A 14,791-nucleotide genomic window follows, 5' to 3' on the forward strand; every position below is an offset into this window, starting at 1 on the left:
TTGTCCTGGATTGCTTCGCGGAGCCTGTCATCGGGCGGCGCATTGCGCCGACCCGTTGGCTCGCAATGACGAATAAAGTTCAAATCAGCGTTGGCTGCGGCATGGCTAAATCACCCCAGCATCTTGCGCAACTCGGCCTTAGCGACCTTTTCCAGCGTTGAGCGCGGCATCTCGTCGACGAAGCGAATTTCGTGCGGCACCTTGAAGTCCGCCAGCGCGCTGCGGCAGGCGGACATGACGTTGTCGTGCAATTCCGGAGGCGCGCGCTCGACGCCTTCCTGCGGAATGATGAACACCACCGGCACCTCGTCGAGCATCGGATGCTTTTTCGCGACGACAGCGGCTTCGCGCACGCCCGGCACCACCGCGATCACCTGCTCGATCTCGGAAGCCGCGACATTCTCGCCGCCGACCTTCAGCATGTCCTTGGCGCGGTCGCCGAATTTGACGAAGCCGTGTTCCAGCAGCGTGACGCGGTCGCCGGTGACGAAATAGCCGTGTTCGTCGAAACTCTCGCGGGTAGCTTTCTCGTTGTGCAGATATTCCGCGAACAGCGACAGCCCCGGAATGCCCTTGATCAGGAGATTGCCGGTGCCGCCGACCTCGGTCGGCCTGCCGTCATCATCGGTGATGCGGATCGAATATTCCGTCGCGGCGCGACCGATCGACATCGGCGTGTTGGGCTGATCGATCTCGCCGACGATGCCGTGGGTAATGGTTTCGGTCATGCCCCACCAGCCGATGATCTTGACGCCGAACATGGCAAATGGCGGCGGCTCGCACACGGCGGTGCCCCAAATGCGGAATTTGTGCTGCGTCGGAATTTCGTGCTCGAGCAGCGCTTTCATGCAGAATGGGATGGTCGAGGTCCAGGTGCAGCCGTGCTCCAGCGCGACGCTCCAGAACCGGCTCGCGGAAAACCGCGGCTGGATCACGCACGTCGCTCCCACCCACAGGCTCGCCAGCATCGAATAAGCCAGCGCATTGGTGTGAAACAGCGGCAGATAGGTCTGATGCACGTCGTCTTGATGCAGATCCTGATGCGCGGCGTTGACCTTGGCGCCCCACAGTGCATTCGCATGGGTCCACAGCACCGCCTTCGGGCGCGACGTGGTGCCGGAAGTATATTGCACGCTGCAAGGTGCTGCGGGATCGGTGGCGCGGCGCGGCCGGTCGGCGCTGTCGGCGAACAGTGCCTCGAAGCGCTCACCGCGCGGTGCAATGGCCCCTGGCGCAGTGGTCGTCCCCGGGTCATGCGAGATCACGGCGAGCCAGCGCAAGCCGCAGCACCGTGCCGAGATCATTTCGGCGTAGGCCGGCTGCGTAATCGCGGCAACCGCGCCGCAATGGCCAGCGAAATATTCCATCTCCGCAGGCGCCGAGCGCGTGTTGGTGGTGACCGCGATGGCGCCGAGCTCGACGCAGGCAAACCAGGTCAGCATCGCCTCGATGCAATTGTCGAGATGGATCAGGACAAAGTTACCCGGCTTGACGCCGCGTTTGGCGAGACCGGCGGCCAGCGCGCCGACGCGGTCGTGAAATTCGCCATAGGTCCATTTTCGCGCCGGCGCATCGAACGGCGCCCAGATCAGAAACGGATGATCGCGGCGTGTTTCCGCGCGCATCCGCAACAGCCACGGCACGTCCATCCCGGCAAACGGCCCAACGATACCGGGCGCGCCCAATGCGTTCGACATGTATCCTCCCGTGCGGTCTTGGTGGCCGCTTGGTCTATTTTGCTTGGAAGTATGTTTGCCACCGGATCGCGCGGCGAGCAAATCGGAACGGGCACTCTCTCGTTTCTCTTGGCCGGGACGCGCCCGGCCATGCTGAGTTACCGATTATCGCGGGGGTGTTGCGCTAGACGGCGCCGTCCTCATACGACGAAATCTCGATCAGGCTGCCGTCGGGATCCCGGCAATAGACCGAGCGCAAGTTGCCGCGGGCGCCCTGTTTCGCCACCGGGCCTTCCTCGATCACGACGCCGCACGCCTTGAGATGCGCGACCACCTGTTGCGGCGTGCTGGCGGTGAGAAAGCACAGATCGTCGCTGCCGGCGGCCTCATGGTCCGCCGTGAACCACTCGACCTTGTCGGCGTCGCGCGGCCGCACATTGATTTTCTGATCGCCGAAGATCAGCGATGTCCGCGGGGTTTTGCCCTGGCCAGGGTCGAACACCCTGATCTCCATGCCGAGGATTTTTCGATACCATTCGGCGGTGCGCGCAACGTCGGAGACATTGATCACGAGGTGATCGAGCGCGTTGACCTTAACAGACATGGCTTATCCTTTCGTCGCGGCTGGAGACGCCGTGCCGCACTGGCCGCATGGCGCTTTGTTTGTTACAACGCCGGCGTTTGTCAATTCAACAACAACAGGCCGGGCGCCAACCAAAGCCGCGGCGAGGGAGAAACTTATGATTTCACGGCGCGCCGCGATAGGTCTGGCTGCAACGGGCCTTTCGGCTTTGGTCTGGTCGACGGGCGGCGCTTTTGCGCTCGACTATCCGACGCGCACGGTGCGTTTCGTGGTCGGATTTCCGGCCGGAGGCGCCACCGACATTCTTGCGCGGCTGATCGGCCAGCGACTCTCCGAGCGGCTGGGACAGCAATTCATCATCGAGAACAAGCCGGGCGCGGGCAACAACATCGGCACCGAGACCGTGGTCAATGCCGAACCGGATGGCTACACGGTGCTGCTGGTCAACCCCGCCAATTTCATCAACGCCTCGCTCTACGCCAACCTCAATTTCAACTTCATGCGCGATATTGCGCCGGTTGCGTCGTTCAATCGCGTGCCCAATGTGATGACGGTCGCGCCGGGCGTACCGTCAAAGGCGGTCGCTGAATTCATCGATTACGTGAAAGCCAATCCCGGCAAGGTCAACATGGCGTCATCCGGCAACGGCACGTCGCTGCATCTGTCGGGTGAGTTGTTCATGCTGATGACGGGCGCGAAGATGTTGCACGTCCCCTATCGCGGCGCGGCGCCCGCGATCACCGATTTGATGGGCAACCGCGTTCAGGTGATCTTCGACAACATGCCCTCGATCATTCAGCATATCCGCGCCGGGTCGCTGCGCGCGCTGGCGGTGACGACCGCGGAACGTTCTTCGCAATTGCCCGATGTGCCGACGGTCGCCGAGACCGTTCCGGGCTATGAGGCGAGCGCGCTGTTCGGCATGGGCGCGCCGAAGAAGACGCCGCCCGAAATCATCGCGAAGCTGAACCATGAGATCAACGAGATTCTGGCCGAGCCAAATGTAAAGGATCGTTTGACCGAGCTGGGCGGTGATCCCCTGATCAGCACACCAGAGGCTTTCGGTTCGATGATGCAGGCCGAGACCGATAAGTGGGAGAAAGTGGTCAAGGCAGCGGGCTTGCGGATAGATTAGACCGTCGATGGAACGCTACCGGGGCGGTCCTGTTTTAGATAACAGGCGATACAAGAGCCCGGTGCTTGTGCGGAGGAGACGCAACATGCGCAACACGATGTTGACAGGATTATCTTTGCTGTCAGTGGCCGCCGCAATCACGGCCGGCGCGGGGCCTGCGGCGGCGTTCGACTACCCCTATTGCATCCAGGGGTGGGGTGTTGGTGTTCCCGGCGATTGCTCTTACCGGAGCTACGCCCAGTGCATGGCGAGCGCGTCCGGGCGAAACGTTTATTGCAATGTCAATCCGCGCGTGGCGTTCCGGCAGCCGAGGCACGGCCGGTCGCCTTATCTGGATTATTATGATGGGCGTTGATTGATCGACGTTTGTGGGCGCGGTGTGACGCCGTCGCGCCGGCAGCTTATTCTGTTCGCCGGCTTAATTCCGGCAACTCCGGCTTTGATTCTAGCAGCCCTTGCAGATCGACGAAACCATTCGCGCAGCCTTGCGATCTTCGCGGTCGACGGCCGGATCGCCGGTTCCGAGCGCAGGGCCCGCGCCAGGCGCGCTGCCGCCGGACGAAAGCGCCGTTCCGGCGGAGTTCGTTCCGGGCGCCGCCGGGCGTGTACCAAACGCGCCGCCGGTCGAGGAAGCGGAGTGATGCATTCCCATGCCGCCACCCATTCCGCCCCCGCCGCCACGGCTATAGGCCGCCGTCGAGAACAGCGCCGAGAGAACGACGCAACCGATTGCCAATGCCTTCATGGCCGGTCCTCCATTTGGCATTTAAACAAACGAGCGTGGAGGAGGGTTCCCGCCGGCGCTTCGGCTCACATTCCTTTGTAGGGCTGTGCTCGTTGACCGGCCTGTCGTGCGGCGGATTGCCGTCCCAGATCCAAGGTGAATTGCCAGCGCCCTTGACGATGGTTCACTCTCGGCACATACTAAACCTTATGGTTAAGTATAGCGAACATGGTCTGGACCGGACCTTTGCCGCCCTCGCGGACCCAACGCGGCGGGCACTGCTGGCGCGTCTTGGCAAACAAGACGGCATCTCGGTGAGCGAACTGGCGCAGCCATTCGCGATGTCGCTGCCGGCGATCATGAAGCATCTCGATGTGCTGTCGGACGCGGGCCTGATCGCGCGCGCCAAAACCGGTCGCATCGTGTCATGCCGATTGACCGCCCGGCCGATGGAGCAGGCGATGAACTGGCTGAATGGCTACCAGCGCTTCTGGTCCGAAAGCCTCGACCGCCTTGCTGCTTTTGTGGAGGGAGATCAATGGCCATCAAATCCAGCGCTGCCCGCGACGCCGCCAGACCGAGCCTCACCCTCACACGTCGGCTCAATGCCGCGCCGGCAAAAGTCTACGCGGCGTGGACCGACCCGGAAAAAATAGCCCGATGGTTCGGGCCATCGCAGGTCAGGGCGGGCTCGGTGCACGCCGATATCGAGGCGCGGGTCGGTGGCCGATTCCGCATCAGCCTCGACATGGAGGATGGCCAGCATCACGAAGTCGGCGGCGTCTATCGCGAGCTGGTGCCGAACGAAAGGCTGGTGTTCAGCTGGGCGTGGCATTCGACACCGGAACGGGAATCACTGGTGACGGTCTCGCTGAAGCCCGACGGCGACGGAACGCTGCTCACGCTCCACCACGAGCAGTTCTTCGATCAGGCCGCGCGTGACAGCCACGAAAGCGGCTGGATCGGCTCGCTCGACAAGCTGGAAAAATACGTCGCCTGAAACGACCACATGCAGAGGAGAGCCGGCCATGCAACCGCACAAAATCGTCTCGCGTCGAGAATGGATCGCCGCGCGCAAGGCGCATCTGGCCCATGAGAAGGAATACACCCGGGTGCGCGATCGGTTGAGCGCGGAGCGGCGCGATCTGCCCTGGGTCAAGGTCGACAAGAACTATGTGTTCGAAGGACCTGATGGCCAGCAGACGCTGGCCGATCTGTTCGCGGGGCGGAGCCAGCTGGTGGTGCAGCATTTCATGTTCGCACCCGACTGGAATGAGGGCTGCAAGAGCTGCTCGTTCTGGGCGGACGGATTTGAACGGATGATCCCCCATCTGGCCGCGCGCGACACCACGCTGGTCGCGGTCTCACGGGCGCCGCTGCCAAAACTGCTCGCGTTCAGGGCTCGGATGGGTTGGACGTTCGACTGGCTGTCCTCGGCAGCAAGCGACTTCAACTACGATTACGGGGTTTCGTTTACGAAGGACGAGATCGAGCGGGGCGCCAAGGCCTACAATTTCGGCACCTCCGGTTTCGGAATCGAGGACGCGCCCGGCATCAGCGTATTCTATCGCGACGCCGCCGGAGACGTCTTTCACACATATTCGTGCTTTGCGCGCGGCCTCGACATGATGAACGCCGCCTATCACTATCTCGATTTGACGCCGCTGGGCCGTCACGAAGAAGGATTGCCGTACCCGATGGATTGGGTCCGGCTTCGCGACCAGTATCAGCCCGCCGCAGGCACAGCCGCCTGCTGCCGAACCTGATCGGGAGCGAAGCGATCACGCCGCCCTGGGCCAATGATTCATGGCGGCTTCGCAAACGTGAGCGGGTCTACGCTGCGGCGGTTGGCTCCACTGATGGCACGGCAACTTTCGCCTTGGCAAAGACGATTCCCTTGGCCTCGGTGCCGACGGCCGTCAGCACGGCGATAACGACCGCAACCGACCCCGCGACGACGGCGAGCGCGAGACCATAATTCCCACCGTAATGCGCGGCGATGCCCGCTTGCAGCGTCGCGTTCACGGACGCCAGCAAATTGCCGAGCTGATACACGAAGCCGGGAAACGTGCCCCGTGCGGTGTCCGGCGACAATTCGTTGAGATGCACCGGCACGACGCCCCAGGCGCCCTGTACCGTGAATTGCATCAGGAAAGCGCCGACCGCCAGCAACGCCGGGCTGTCCGAGAACGCCCAAAGCGGGATCACCGGCAGGGAGAGCAGCGCCGAAATGATGATGCATCGCCGCCTGCCGAAACGCTCCGACAGTGTACCGAACAGGATGCCGCCGCAGATCGCGCCGATATTGTAGATCACGGCGATGATACCGACCGCGTGCGGCGACAGCTTGTGTTGCACCTGCAGGAATGTCGGGTAGAGATCCTGCGTGCCATGGCTGAAGAAATTGAACGCGGTCATGAGCACGACCGCGTAGATGCCGAGCCGCCAGTGCGATTTCAGGACCGTCAACGTGCCGCCGCGTTCGGCTGATGCCTCTTTGCTCCAGCTTGGCGATTCCGGCACGGTACGACGAATGTAAAACACCAACAAAGCCGGGATCACGCCGACCATGAACATGCCGCGCCACCCGATATAGGGGAACAGCACGCCGTAGACGATCGACGCCATGAAGTATCCGGTTGGGTAGCCCGATTGCAGCAGGCCCGAGACGAACCCGCGGGCGTGCGGCGGGATGCTTTCCATCGTGAGCGAAGCCCCGACACCCCATTCACCGCCCATCGCCACGCCGTACAGGGCGCGCAGAACAATCAGCACCGTCAGGCTTGGCGCAAAGCCTGAAGCGAATTCGAGGACCGAATAGAGGAGGATGTTGACCATCAAGGTCGGCCGGCGGCCCCAACGGTCGGCGGCGCGGCCGAAAATGAACGCGCCGATGGGGCGCATCGCCAACGTCAGCAGAATGGCAATCGTGACGTCCGAAATATCCGTGTGGAATTCCGCGGCAATGTCCTTCAGCACGAACACCAGAAGGAAAAAGTCGAATGCATCCAGCGCCCAGCCGAGAAAGCTTGCTACGACGACGTGCTTCTGTTCGCGGGTCCAGCCGGATAATGCTGCGATAGCCATGGAAAGTGCCTCTAATGACGTGTGAGGCACAATGTTTCACAGAATCCGATAGGTGAATAGTTGCGTTACTGAAGGCCGCTCCGACGTAGCATCATGCCGGTGCATGGGCGGCCGCTCTTGCAATGGCATCGAACAGCGGGGGCGAGCATTAATCACGCCAGAGAAACCGCACCTTCAGCCAGCCTTGCCGTGGCGAAAAATCTCGCCCGCCGTCATTGCGGCGAACGGGTTCCGCCTCTACTCCGTTCAGCCGTTCTTCTTGATGCAGACCGTGATAATTCCCGCGGTCTTGGTGCATTGCCATTGAGTCAAAACTGAACTTTCGAATGGCTTCGGCCGGGTTAACTTGACCGACAGAAACGCAGCCGTGCCGGCAAACGCCAAGATTGCAGCGATGAGCACGATCTCTTTACGGGTCCACAGGGTCCAGATCATTGCCGCCACTCCTATCCTAACGCCTAGATCATAGGAGCAAGCGGGTTATTCCCGTGTGATCGGCATCACAATATCGTTGAATTTGAGCGGTGGGCGGCAATGGCATCGGTGGTTCAAAATGTGGTTAGATCGCCCAAGCCCGCATTCGCCGGTTTGGGCGGGCCTCCGGCCTGCAAGAAGGACCATGACGCTTGACCGACTTCACGGCGCCGCGCGGATCTCCCGGAATTCCCCCACGGTGGACCTCGAGTGCCAAGACCGCCGTAGGCACGGCCGCGCGCGCGGAAAGCCGCATCTGGTTCACGATCAGCCACGGCATTCTCAACGAAATCTACGCGCCCAGGCTCGATAGCGCCTGCATCCGGGATTTTGGATTCATCGTCACCGCGAATGGCTACTTCTCGGAAGAAAAGCGCGCCACCAATCAAACGGTCGAAATGATCGAAGACGGCGTTCCGGCATTCAGGCTGGTCAACACCTCGATCGACGGCCGCTACCGGATTTCAAAGACGGTTTTTTCCGATCCGCTGCGCGAAGTCGTGTTGCAGCAGATCCACTTTGAGGCGCTGGTCGGCACGCTCGCCGATTATCAGCTTCATGCCATCATCGCGCCGCATCTGGTCAATGCGGGCGCTGATAACACCGGCTGGTGCGGCAATTTCAAGGGACACGCGATGCTGTTTGCCGAGGGCCGGGGAACCGCGCTGGCGGTGGCGTCGTCGGTGCCATGGCTGGCGCGTTCAGCCGGCTATGTCGGAATTTCCGATGCCTGGCAGACGCTGTCGCGCGGACAAGGCTTGCGAGAGGAATTCGACCGGGCGGAAAACGGCAATGTCGCCATCGCGGGAACGCTGGATCTGGCCGCGCATGATGGGCGGGTGGTGCTGGCAATCGGCGTCGGCGCGATGCCCGAGGAAGCGGGGCTGCGCGCGCTGCTGAGCCTGCAACATCCACGGCTCGCGCTCGAACATTATTGCGTGGGCTGGCGCCAAAAGCAGGCTGAGCTTCTGCCGCTCGACGAACCCTGCGATGCCAGCGGATTGAATCGCTATCGCGTCAGCACGGCGGTATTGTCCACGCATCGCGATGAGGCTTCGGGCGCCATCATTGCCAGCCTTTCGATTCCCTGGGGCTTTTCCAAAAGCGATGACGATCTCGGCGGCTACCATCTGGTCTGGCCGCGCGACCTCGTTGAAACCGCCGGCGGCCTGCTCGCTGCCGGAGGCGTGGCCTCGGCGAAATCCGTGCTCGATTATCTGGTTGCGATCCAGGAAGCGGATGGACATTGGTCGCAGAATTCCTGGCTCGACGGCAGGCCTTACTGGGGCGGCATTCAGATCGACGAGACCGGGTTTCCGATCCTGCTCTATGACATGCTGCTCCGTGCGGGCGCGATCGAGCCTGCGGACCGCGGGCGCTATGTCGACATGATCCGTGACGCGGCGGGCTATATCGTGCGTAACGGACCTGCGACCCAGCAGGATCGCTGGGAAGAGGATGGCGGCTATTCTGCCTTCACCATCGCCGTCGAAATTTCCGCGCTGCTCGCTGCCGCCGAGGCCATGGAGGCCGCGGGCCAAAGCGCGATCGCGCGGTATCTGACGGAAACGGCAGATGGCTGGAACGAACAGATCGACGATTGGGCCTATGCGAGGGATACCGAAATCTCGCGCCAGCTCGGCATCGACGGCTATTACATGCGTATCGGCTTTTCGTCCGGCGATGCCAATGCGAGGTCGCACGGGCTTATTCCAATTCGCAACCGGCCGAATGGAAACGAAGCCGTCCAGGCCGGGCTGCTGATCAGTCCCGACGCGCTCGCGCTGGTGCGTTTCGGCCTTCGCGCCGCCGATGATCCGCGCATCCTCAATACCGTGAAAGCGATTGACGCGCTGCTCAAGCGCGACCTGCCGGCAGGCCCCTATTGGTATCGCTACAACGACGACGGTTATGGCGAACATGAAGACGGCGCGCCGTTCGACGGCGCGGGAATCGGCCGGTTGTGGCCGCTATTGACGGGCGAACGGGCGCATTACGAACTCGCCGCCGGCCGGCCGCAGGAGGCCCGGCGGCTGCTGGCGACGCTCGAGGCGTCCGCGAGTCCGGGCGGCCTTATCCCGGAGCAGATCTGGGACAGCGACGACATCCCGAGCAAGGAATTATTTCTCGGCCGGCCTTCGGGCAGCGCGATGCCGCTGGTATGGGCGCACGCCGAGCACATCAAGCTTCTGCGGTCGCTCCGGGACAACGCGGTCTTCGACATGCCGCCGCAGACGCTCAACCGCTATGTCAAAAGCACACCCGCCCCGGCGCCGATCGTCTGGCAGCTCACGTCAAGGGTCGACCGCATTGCGCCGGGCCGTATCCTGCGCCTGGAATTTCTGGAAGAGGCGCAGATTCATTGGTCAACCGACAATTGGGCGACGATTGCCGATAGTCCGACCGTTGCGACCGGGCTTGGCATGCACATTTTGGATCTGCCGACCGCGCGCCTCACGAGTGAGGGCACAGTACGCTTCACCATTTTCTGGCCGAAGCAAAGCCGCTGGGAAGGCGCCGATTTCCAGGTCGGGATCGTCAAGGCGGACTGACGGGCCTGAGCGGCAATGCGGAAATGGGATGGGAGACGATGAGCGGACAAAAGGATATCAAACTGCTGCTGGCGGATGTCGACGGCACACTCGTAACCCAGGACAAGGTGCTGACCTATCAGGCCGCGGCTGCGGCGCAGGAATTGCGCGATGCCGGCATCACGCTGGCGCTCACCAGCGGCCGGCCGCCGCGCGGCATGAGTATGCTGATAGCGCCACTCAAGCTCGAGGGCGCGATCGCGGGCTTCAATGGCGGCGTGTTTGTCAATCCCGATTTGTCGGTGATCGAAAGCCATCTGCTCGATGCCGCTATCGCCAAACAGACGCTTCAGCTGATCCTTGATCAGGGCCTCGACGCCTGGCTCTACACCGAAAAGGAGTGGCTGATCCGCGACGCCAAGGCCCCGCATGTGGCGCGCGAGACCTGGACGGTCAAGTTCGACGCGAAAATCGTGGATTCCTTCACCGACGCGCATCTGGCCGATGCGGTCAAGATCGTCGGCGTCTCCGATGATCTCGATCGGGTCGCCGCCTGCGAAAAGCTGGCGCAGGAAAAATTGGGCGAGCGCGCCAGTGCCGCGCGCTCACAACCCTATTATCTCGATGTCACCCATCCGCAGGCCAACAAGGGTGCGGTGGTGCTGACGCTGGCAAAATTGCAGAACATCTCGCCCGGGCAGATCGCGACCATCGGCGATATGCCCAACGACGTCCTCATGTTCCGCAAAAGCGGGCTCTCCATCGCCATGGGCAATGCCAGCGACGACGTCAAGTCGCAGGCAAGCCAGGTGACTGACAGCAATCAGGACGAAGGTTTTGCCAAGGCGGTGCGCAAGTTCATCCTGAAGAAGACCAAGTAGGCGAGGGCCGGTTCAGTAGCCGCAAGCACCGCAACGCGGCTGCACCGGCGCGTAGGTGGTGTAGCCCGGAGCAACCATCTCGACATGCTCCTGGGTCGCGTATTGAGCCGGCACCTGCTCGTATTCAACGCCTTCCGGCGCCACCATCACGGTCCTTGGCACCATCACCGTCCGATATTGCGCCGGCGTACGGTGAGCGATGACGCGGCGGGGAGAAACCATCACGGTTTCCTGCACGGTACGATATTGCGGGGGCACGACCTGCTGCTGATAGCAGGTGCCGCACGGCGGTGGTGGCGCATAGCAGGAGTAGCAGCCGGCGGACGCCGCTGACGGAATGAGCGCGGCGACGATGGAGGTGGCGAAAAGCGCGGCAACAACGCGAGACATGAAAATACCTGCTGACTGGAGACCTCTGAGGTTGCTGGACAACCTCGGCTGTGCGGATGGTCTAATTGGACAGCAGAATGCGTCAACGTGAGTCGGTCGTTTACCTTGATGAACATCCCTAACGCGTCACGAAACAACGAATGTCCGACGAAAGCGAAACTTCACCTTGTTGCCGCCGAGACTCGTTTGATGAGTTCGTCGGTTCTCGACAGGAACAGCCGCAGGATCGGTGATGCGTTCGCCTTGTGGTAGCCGACAACGAGGTCGATCGTCGGCGGATCACCCTTGATCGGACGGCTGACAACCGACCAGGGCAGGAAGTTTTGCGCATAGCGCGGCAACAACGCGAGGCCTCGCGTGGAAGCGACCAGCGAGATGGCCATGGCGAGATTGTCCGCTTCATGCGCCGGCGTAATCTTGAGGCCGGTCTGCCGGATGTAATCGTCGATAACCGCGCGAAGCGCCGGTGCGGTCCTGGACACGTTGATGAAGGGTTGGCCTACGATCTCGCGGATGTCGACGCTGGCATTGGCGGTGAGGCGATGATCGCTCGGCATGACCATCACAAGCGGCTCCCGCGTCACCGTCTTGAAAACGAGATCGGCGGCATCTGACTCCCTCCGCATGAAAGCCAGGTCAAGTTTGCCGCGCGTCAGCGCATCGGCGAGGTTCGGCGAATATTCGCTGGTGACGGTGACGTCGACATTGGGAAGCTCATCGCGCAGGATGTGCATGGCCTCAGGCAGCCAATCCATTTCCTGACCCGTGAGGAATCCGAGCGCGAAGCCGGGTTTTTCCGGCTGCGCGGCGCGACGTGCGGCTTCGCGCGCCGCTTCGACCTGGGCCAATGCCAGCCGCGCGTGATCGAGAAACGCTTTTCCGGCCGGCGTCAGTTCAACGCCGTGAACGCTGCGCGTCAGCAAGGACGCGCCGACCTCGTATTCGAGATCGCGAATCTGCCGGCTCAGCGACGGTTGTGACGTGTGCAGCCGGCGCTCGGCGGCAACCGTCAGGCTGCCTTCCTCGGCGACCGCCACGAAATATCGGAGATGGCGTAATTCCATAGCTGCTTCCATGCCTACCAGGCATAGTCGAGAGCCTACAAAGTCTTTTTAGAAAGTTCAAGTGGAGGATATTTCATGCGCCATCGGCATGGCGCTGGGCTGTGCTTTTCGGAGATCGATCATGACCAATCTTTCAGGCAAAACCGCCCTCGTGACCGGCGCATCGCGCGGTATCGGCCGCGCCAGCGCGCTGGCTTTGGCAAAGGCGGGCGCGCAGGTGCTCGTCCATTACGGTCGCGGCAAGGACGAGGCCGAAGCCGTCGTCCAGGAAATCCGCAGCAATGGCGGCCGCGCTCAAACGGTGTCGGCGAACCTCGCCGCGCCCGATGGTGCGCAGGCGCTTGCCAAAGAGGTGCACGCCATCGTCGGCGATCGCCTCGATATCCTGGTCTCGAACGCCGGGATTTCCAAGGCGGCGACCATCGAAGAGACCACGGTGGAGGATTTCGACAATCTGTTCGCCGTGAATGTCCGCGCGCCGTTCTTCCTTGTGCAGCAATTGCTGCCGATCCTCGGCACCGGCAGCAGCGTCGTGCTGGTCTCGTCGCTGGCGGCGCACGCCTCGGTCGGCAACCTCTCTGCTTACGCCGCGACGAAAGGCGCGATCGACACCCTCGTCAAGCACTTCGCCTCCGCGCTCGGCCAGCGCGGCATCCGCGTCAACGCGGTCGCGCCCGGCGTGGTCGAAACCGAAATGTCGAACTTTACCAAGACGGATGCGGGACGCGATTTCACGCTCGGCATGCAGGCGCTGAAGCGGCTCGCGCAACCCGACGACATCGGCGACGTCGTCGCGTTCCTGGCCTCCGACAATGCGCGATGGGTCAATGGCGACACCGTCCGGGTCGATGGCGGCTCGAAACTGTAGGCCGACAGCCTCAAGCAAGGACGAGGGTCATGACCGACAGCATCTGTTTGACCTCTATGGCGTGCGAAAGCGGGCAGCCGACTTCCGGTGTTGCCCGCGATCGCGGCCGCTTCGTTCTCGGCCGCCGCGCCAGTTTCTGGGTTTCGGCCGGCGTGGTGGCGCACACGCTATGGACAAGTGCTGCGCCCGCGATGGTCTACCGGATCTATGCCGAAGAGTGGCATCTGGCGCTGACCACGACGACGGCGATTTTCGCGATCTACCCGATCGTGGTCGTTCTCACGCTGCTGGGGTTTGGCGATCTGTCGGACCATATCGGCCACCGCGCGACGATGCTGATTGGACTTGCGATGTCGCTCGCCGGGGTGTTCGCCTTTGCCGTGGCGCCCGATGTCGCCTGGCTTTTTGCCGGGCGGGCGCTGATGGGAATCGGGGTTGGTCTGACGGCGAGTCCTTCCACGGCCGCCATGGTGGAATTCGCCGCGGAAGGACAGTCGCAGCGCGCGGCCTCGGTTGCCGCCGCCGCCCAAGCGGTGGGCTTTGCCGCGGCGCTGCTGCTCGGCGGCGCATTGATCGAATATGCCCCGCATCCGACCCGGCTGCCATTCTGGTTCCTGTTCGCAATTCTGGCGATGTTGTTCGTCGCGAGCTGGGGATTGCCGCGCCAGGGCGGCGCCAGTGCAGATCGCTGGCGGATACGAACGCCATCCGTTCCGCCGAATCTGCGCGGCGTTTTCGCGCTGGCGTCGCTGGCAGTGCTGACCGCCTATACGCATGGCGTCCTGATCCTGTCGCTTGGCGGCCAGGTCGCTCACGATCTCGTCGGTTCGTCGAACGCATTTGTCAACGGCGCGATCCTGTCGCTGTTCGCCATCGTGTCGGGAATCGTCGGCGTCGCTGCAAGACGTCTTGATCCCCGCATGGCCATGGCATCCGGAGCCTTCGCTTCCGCCGCCGGCGTTGGCTTGCTTGCGCTTGCCTCAGCGTGCCATGCATTGCCGATCTTTCTCGTCGCGACGGCGACCGCGGGGACGGGATATAGCCTGCTGTTTTTCGCAGGCCTGGCCCTGATCAATCGTGCGGCCACGCCGGAGCATCGCGGCGGCATCTTTGCAGCGCTGTACCTCGTCGCTTATCTGTCCATGGGCACGGTGGCGCTGGTGCTCGGTGTCCTTGCAAGGTCTGAAGGGCTGGGGCTCGCGATCGACGTTGGCGCCGGCGTCATCGCTCTGCTGAGCCTGGCTGCGTTCGGCTATTCCCTGATGTCGCCGAAATTTCAAAGCGATGCGGAGACGGGGGCTTGCGGTCCCTAAGCGTCATCGGGCTAGCCCGGTTGCTCCTGCATCGACGAAATGAAACTGCGTCAAGGCCAATCACA

16 protein-coding genes are annotated in these 14,791 nt (G+C 62.5%); 9 read left to right on the forward strand and 7 right to left on the reverse strand.

Annotated features, from left to right (window positions below; translation table 11 throughout):
- Window positions 1-110: 110 nt before the first annotated feature.
- Window positions 111-1,697: an AMP-binding protein gene (locus BLV09_RS26245; RefSeq protein WP_146689447.1), complete on the reverse strand. Its 1,587-nt coding sequence runs from the start codon at window positions 1,695-1,697 to the stop codon at window positions 111-113.
- Window positions 1,698-1,860: 163 nt separating this feature from the next.
- Window positions 1,861-2,280, reverse strand: coding sequence for a VOC family protein (locus BLV09_RS26250; RefSeq protein WP_146689448.1), 420 nt, complete (start codon window positions 2,278-2,280; stop codon window positions 1,861-1,863).
- A 136-nt stretch (window positions 2,281-2,416) separates the two neighbouring features.
- Here BLV09_RS26250 and BLV09_RS26255 point away from each other — a divergent pair, with 136 nt between their 5' ends.
- Entirely contained in the window at window positions 2,417-3,394 is a 978-nt protein-coding gene (locus tag BLV09_RS26255; RefSeq protein WP_146689449.1) for a Bug family tripartite tricarboxylate transporter substrate binding protein, read from the forward strand.
- Window positions 3,395-3,479: 85 nt separating this feature from the next.
- Window positions 3,480-3,749 carry a DUF3551 domain-containing protein gene (locus tag BLV09_RS26260; protein WP_146689450.1) on the forward strand — a complete coding sequence of 90 codons (270 nt, stop codon included), beginning with the start codon at window positions 3,480-3,482 and terminating at the stop codon, window positions 3,747-3,749.
- A gap of 90 nt (window positions 3,750-3,839) precedes the next feature.
- Here the strand turns inward: BLV09_RS26260 and BLV09_RS26265 are convergent, their stop codons facing one another.
- Entirely contained in the window at window positions 3,840-4,139 is a 300-nt protein-coding gene (locus BLV09_RS26265; protein ID WP_146689451.1) for a hypothetical protein, read from the reverse strand.
- 188 nt (window positions 4,140-4,327) lie between these two features.
- On the opposite strand from BLV09_RS26265, the gene BLV09_RS26270 reads away from it, so the two are divergent.
- Genes BLV09_RS26270 through BLV09_RS26280 form a run of 3 tightly spaced genes read left to right on the forward strand, consistent with a single transcriptional unit; the run spans window position 4,328 to window position 5,884 of the window.
- Window positions 4,328-4,774 (forward strand): ArsR/SmtB family transcription factor, encoded by a 447-nt coding sequence (locus BLV09_RS26270; RefSeq protein ID WP_146691304.1) that lies wholly within the window; start codon window positions 4,328-4,330, stop codon window positions 4,772-4,774.
- Window positions 4,657-5,118, forward strand: coding sequence for an SRPBCC family protein (locus BLV09_RS26275; protein WP_146689452.1), 462 nt, complete (start codon window positions 4,657-4,659; stop codon window positions 5,116-5,118). The genes BLV09_RS26270 and BLV09_RS26275 overlap by 118 nt, the downstream gene beginning before the upstream one ends.
- A gap of 28 nt (window positions 5,119-5,146) precedes the next feature.
- Complete coding sequence (locus BLV09_RS26280; RefSeq protein WP_146689453.1) at window positions 5,147-5,884, forward strand: DUF899 domain-containing protein; 738 nt, start codon at window positions 5,147-5,149, stop codon at window positions 5,882-5,884.
- Between the two features lie 67 nt (window positions 5,885-5,951).
- Here BLV09_RS26280 and BLV09_RS26285 read toward each other — a convergent pair whose 3' ends face one another.
- Together BLV09_RS26285 and BLV09_RS26290 are read right to left on the reverse strand one after the other, a co-directional pair.
- The gene (locus BLV09_RS26285; protein WP_146689454.1) at window positions 5,952-7,205 is read right to left on the reverse strand and encodes an MFS transporter; all 1,254 of its coding nucleotides are present in this window, start codon (window positions 7,203-7,205) and stop codon (window positions 5,952-5,954) included.
- A 246-nt stretch (window positions 7,206-7,451) separates the two neighbouring features.
- The gene (locus tag BLV09_RS26290; protein ID WP_100385154.1) at window positions 7,452-7,640 is read right to left on the reverse strand and encodes a hypothetical protein; all 189 of its coding nucleotides are present in this window, start codon (window positions 7,638-7,640) and stop codon (window positions 7,452-7,454) included.
- 191 nt (window positions 7,641-7,831) lie between these two features.
- Here BLV09_RS26290 and BLV09_RS26295 point away from each other — a divergent pair, with 191 nt between their 5' ends.
- Together BLV09_RS26295 and BLV09_RS26300 are read left to right on the forward strand one after the other, a co-directional pair.
- Entirely contained in the window at window positions 7,832-10,231 is a 2,400-nt protein-coding gene (locus tag BLV09_RS26295) for a glucan 1,4-alpha-glucosidase (protein WP_146689455.1), read from the forward strand.
- Between the two features lie 38 nt (window positions 10,232-10,269).
- The gene (locus BLV09_RS26300) at window positions 10,270-11,091 is read left to right on the forward strand and encodes a Cof-type HAD-IIB family hydrolase (protein WP_146689456.1); all 822 of its coding nucleotides are present in this window, start codon (window positions 10,270-10,272) and stop codon (window positions 11,089-11,091) included.
- A gap of 12 nt (window positions 11,092-11,103) precedes the next feature.
- Here the strand turns inward: BLV09_RS26300 and BLV09_RS26305 are convergent, their stop codons facing one another.
- Entirely contained in the window at window positions 11,104-11,481 is a 378-nt protein-coding gene (locus BLV09_RS26305) for a hypothetical protein (protein ID WP_146689457.1), read from the reverse strand.
- Window positions 11,482-11,642: 161 nt separating this feature from the next.
- Window positions 11,643-12,545, reverse strand: a complete 903-nt coding sequence (locus BLV09_RS26310) for a LysR family transcriptional regulator (RefSeq protein WP_146689458.1) — start codon at window positions 12,543-12,545, stop codon at window positions 11,643-11,645.
- 121 nt (window positions 12,546-12,666) lie between these two features.
- Here BLV09_RS26310 and BLV09_RS26315 point away from each other — a divergent pair, with 121 nt between their 5' ends.
- A complete protein-coding gene (locus tag BLV09_RS26315; protein ID WP_146689459.1) occupies window positions 12,667-13,413 on the forward strand; it encodes an SDR family NAD(P)-dependent oxidoreductase in 747 nt (248 codons plus the stop codon).
- A gap of 29 nt (window positions 13,414-13,442) precedes the next feature.
- Window positions 13,443-14,726: an MFS transporter gene (locus BLV09_RS26320; RefSeq protein ID WP_167558885.1), complete on the forward strand. Its 1,284-nt coding sequence runs from the start codon at window positions 13,443-13,445 to the stop codon at window positions 14,724-14,726.
- The last annotated feature ends 65 nt before the right edge of the window (window positions 14,727-14,791 follow it).

Origin of the sequence: Bradyrhizobium canariense (genome assembly GCF_900105125.1) — a bacterium.
Taxonomy (GTDB): Bacteria; Pseudomonadota; Alphaproteobacteria; order Rhizobiales; family Xanthobacteraceae; genus Bradyrhizobium; species Bradyrhizobium canariense_A.

Excerpts from the sequence above, each read along its gene's own strand:
- BLV09_RS26280 (WP_146689453.1), top strand. The coding sequence starts at position 5,147 with ATGCAACCGCACAAAATCGTCTCGCGTCGAGAATGGATCGCCGCGCGC.
- BLV09_RS26320 (WP_167558885.1), top strand. The coding sequence starts at position 13,443 with ATGACCGACAGCATCTGTTTGACCTCTATGGCGTGCGAAAGCGGGCAG.
- BLV09_RS26300 (WP_146689456.1), top strand. The coding sequence starts at position 10,270 with ATGAGCGGACAAAAGGATATCAAACTGCTGCTGGCGGATGTCGACGGC.
- BLV09_RS26245 (WP_146689447.1), bottom strand. The coding sequence starts at position 1,697 with ATGTCGAACGCATTGGGCGCGCCCGGTATCGTTGGGCCGTTTGCCGGG.
- BLV09_RS26250 (WP_146689448.1), bottom strand. The coding sequence starts at position 2,280 with ATGTCTGTTAAGGTCAACGCGCTCGATCACCTCGTGATCAATGTCTCC.
- BLV09_RS26275 (WP_146689452.1), top strand. The coding sequence starts at position 4,657 with ATGGCCATCAAATCCAGCGCTGCCCGCGACGCCGCCAGACCGAGCCTC.
- BLV09_RS26260 (WP_146689450.1), top strand. The coding sequence starts at position 3,480 with ATGCGCAACACGATGTTGACAGGATTATCTTTGCTGTCAGTGGCCGCC.
- BLV09_RS26315 (WP_146689459.1), top strand. The coding sequence starts at position 12,667 with ATGACCAATCTTTCAGGCAAAACCGCCCTCGTGACCGGCGCATCGCGC.
- BLV09_RS26285 (WP_146689454.1), bottom strand. The coding sequence starts at position 7,205 with ATGGCTATCGCAGCATTATCCGGCTGGACCCGCGAACAGAAGCACGTC.
- BLV09_RS26255 (WP_146689449.1), top strand. The coding sequence starts at position 2,417 with ATGATTTCACGGCGCGCCGCGATAGGTCTGGCTGCAACGGGCCTTTCG.
- BLV09_RS26305 (WP_146689457.1), bottom strand. The coding sequence starts at position 11,481 with ATGTCTCGCGTTGTTGCCGCGCTTTTCGCCACCTCCATCGTCGCCGCG.
- BLV09_RS26310 (WP_146689458.1), bottom strand. The coding sequence starts at position 12,545 with ATGGAATTACGCCATCTCCGATATTTCGTGGCGGTCGCCGAGGAAGGC.
- BLV09_RS26270 (WP_146691304.1), top strand. The coding sequence starts at position 4,328 with ATGGTTAAGTATAGCGAACATGGTCTGGACCGGACCTTTGCCGCCCTC.
- BLV09_RS26265 (WP_146689451.1), bottom strand. The coding sequence starts at position 4,139 with ATGAAGGCATTGGCAATCGGTTGCGTCGTTCTCTCGGCGCTGTTCTCG.
- BLV09_RS26290 (WP_100385154.1), bottom strand. The coding sequence starts at position 7,640 with ATGATCTGGACCCTGTGGACCCGTAAAGAGATCGTGCTCATCGCTGCA.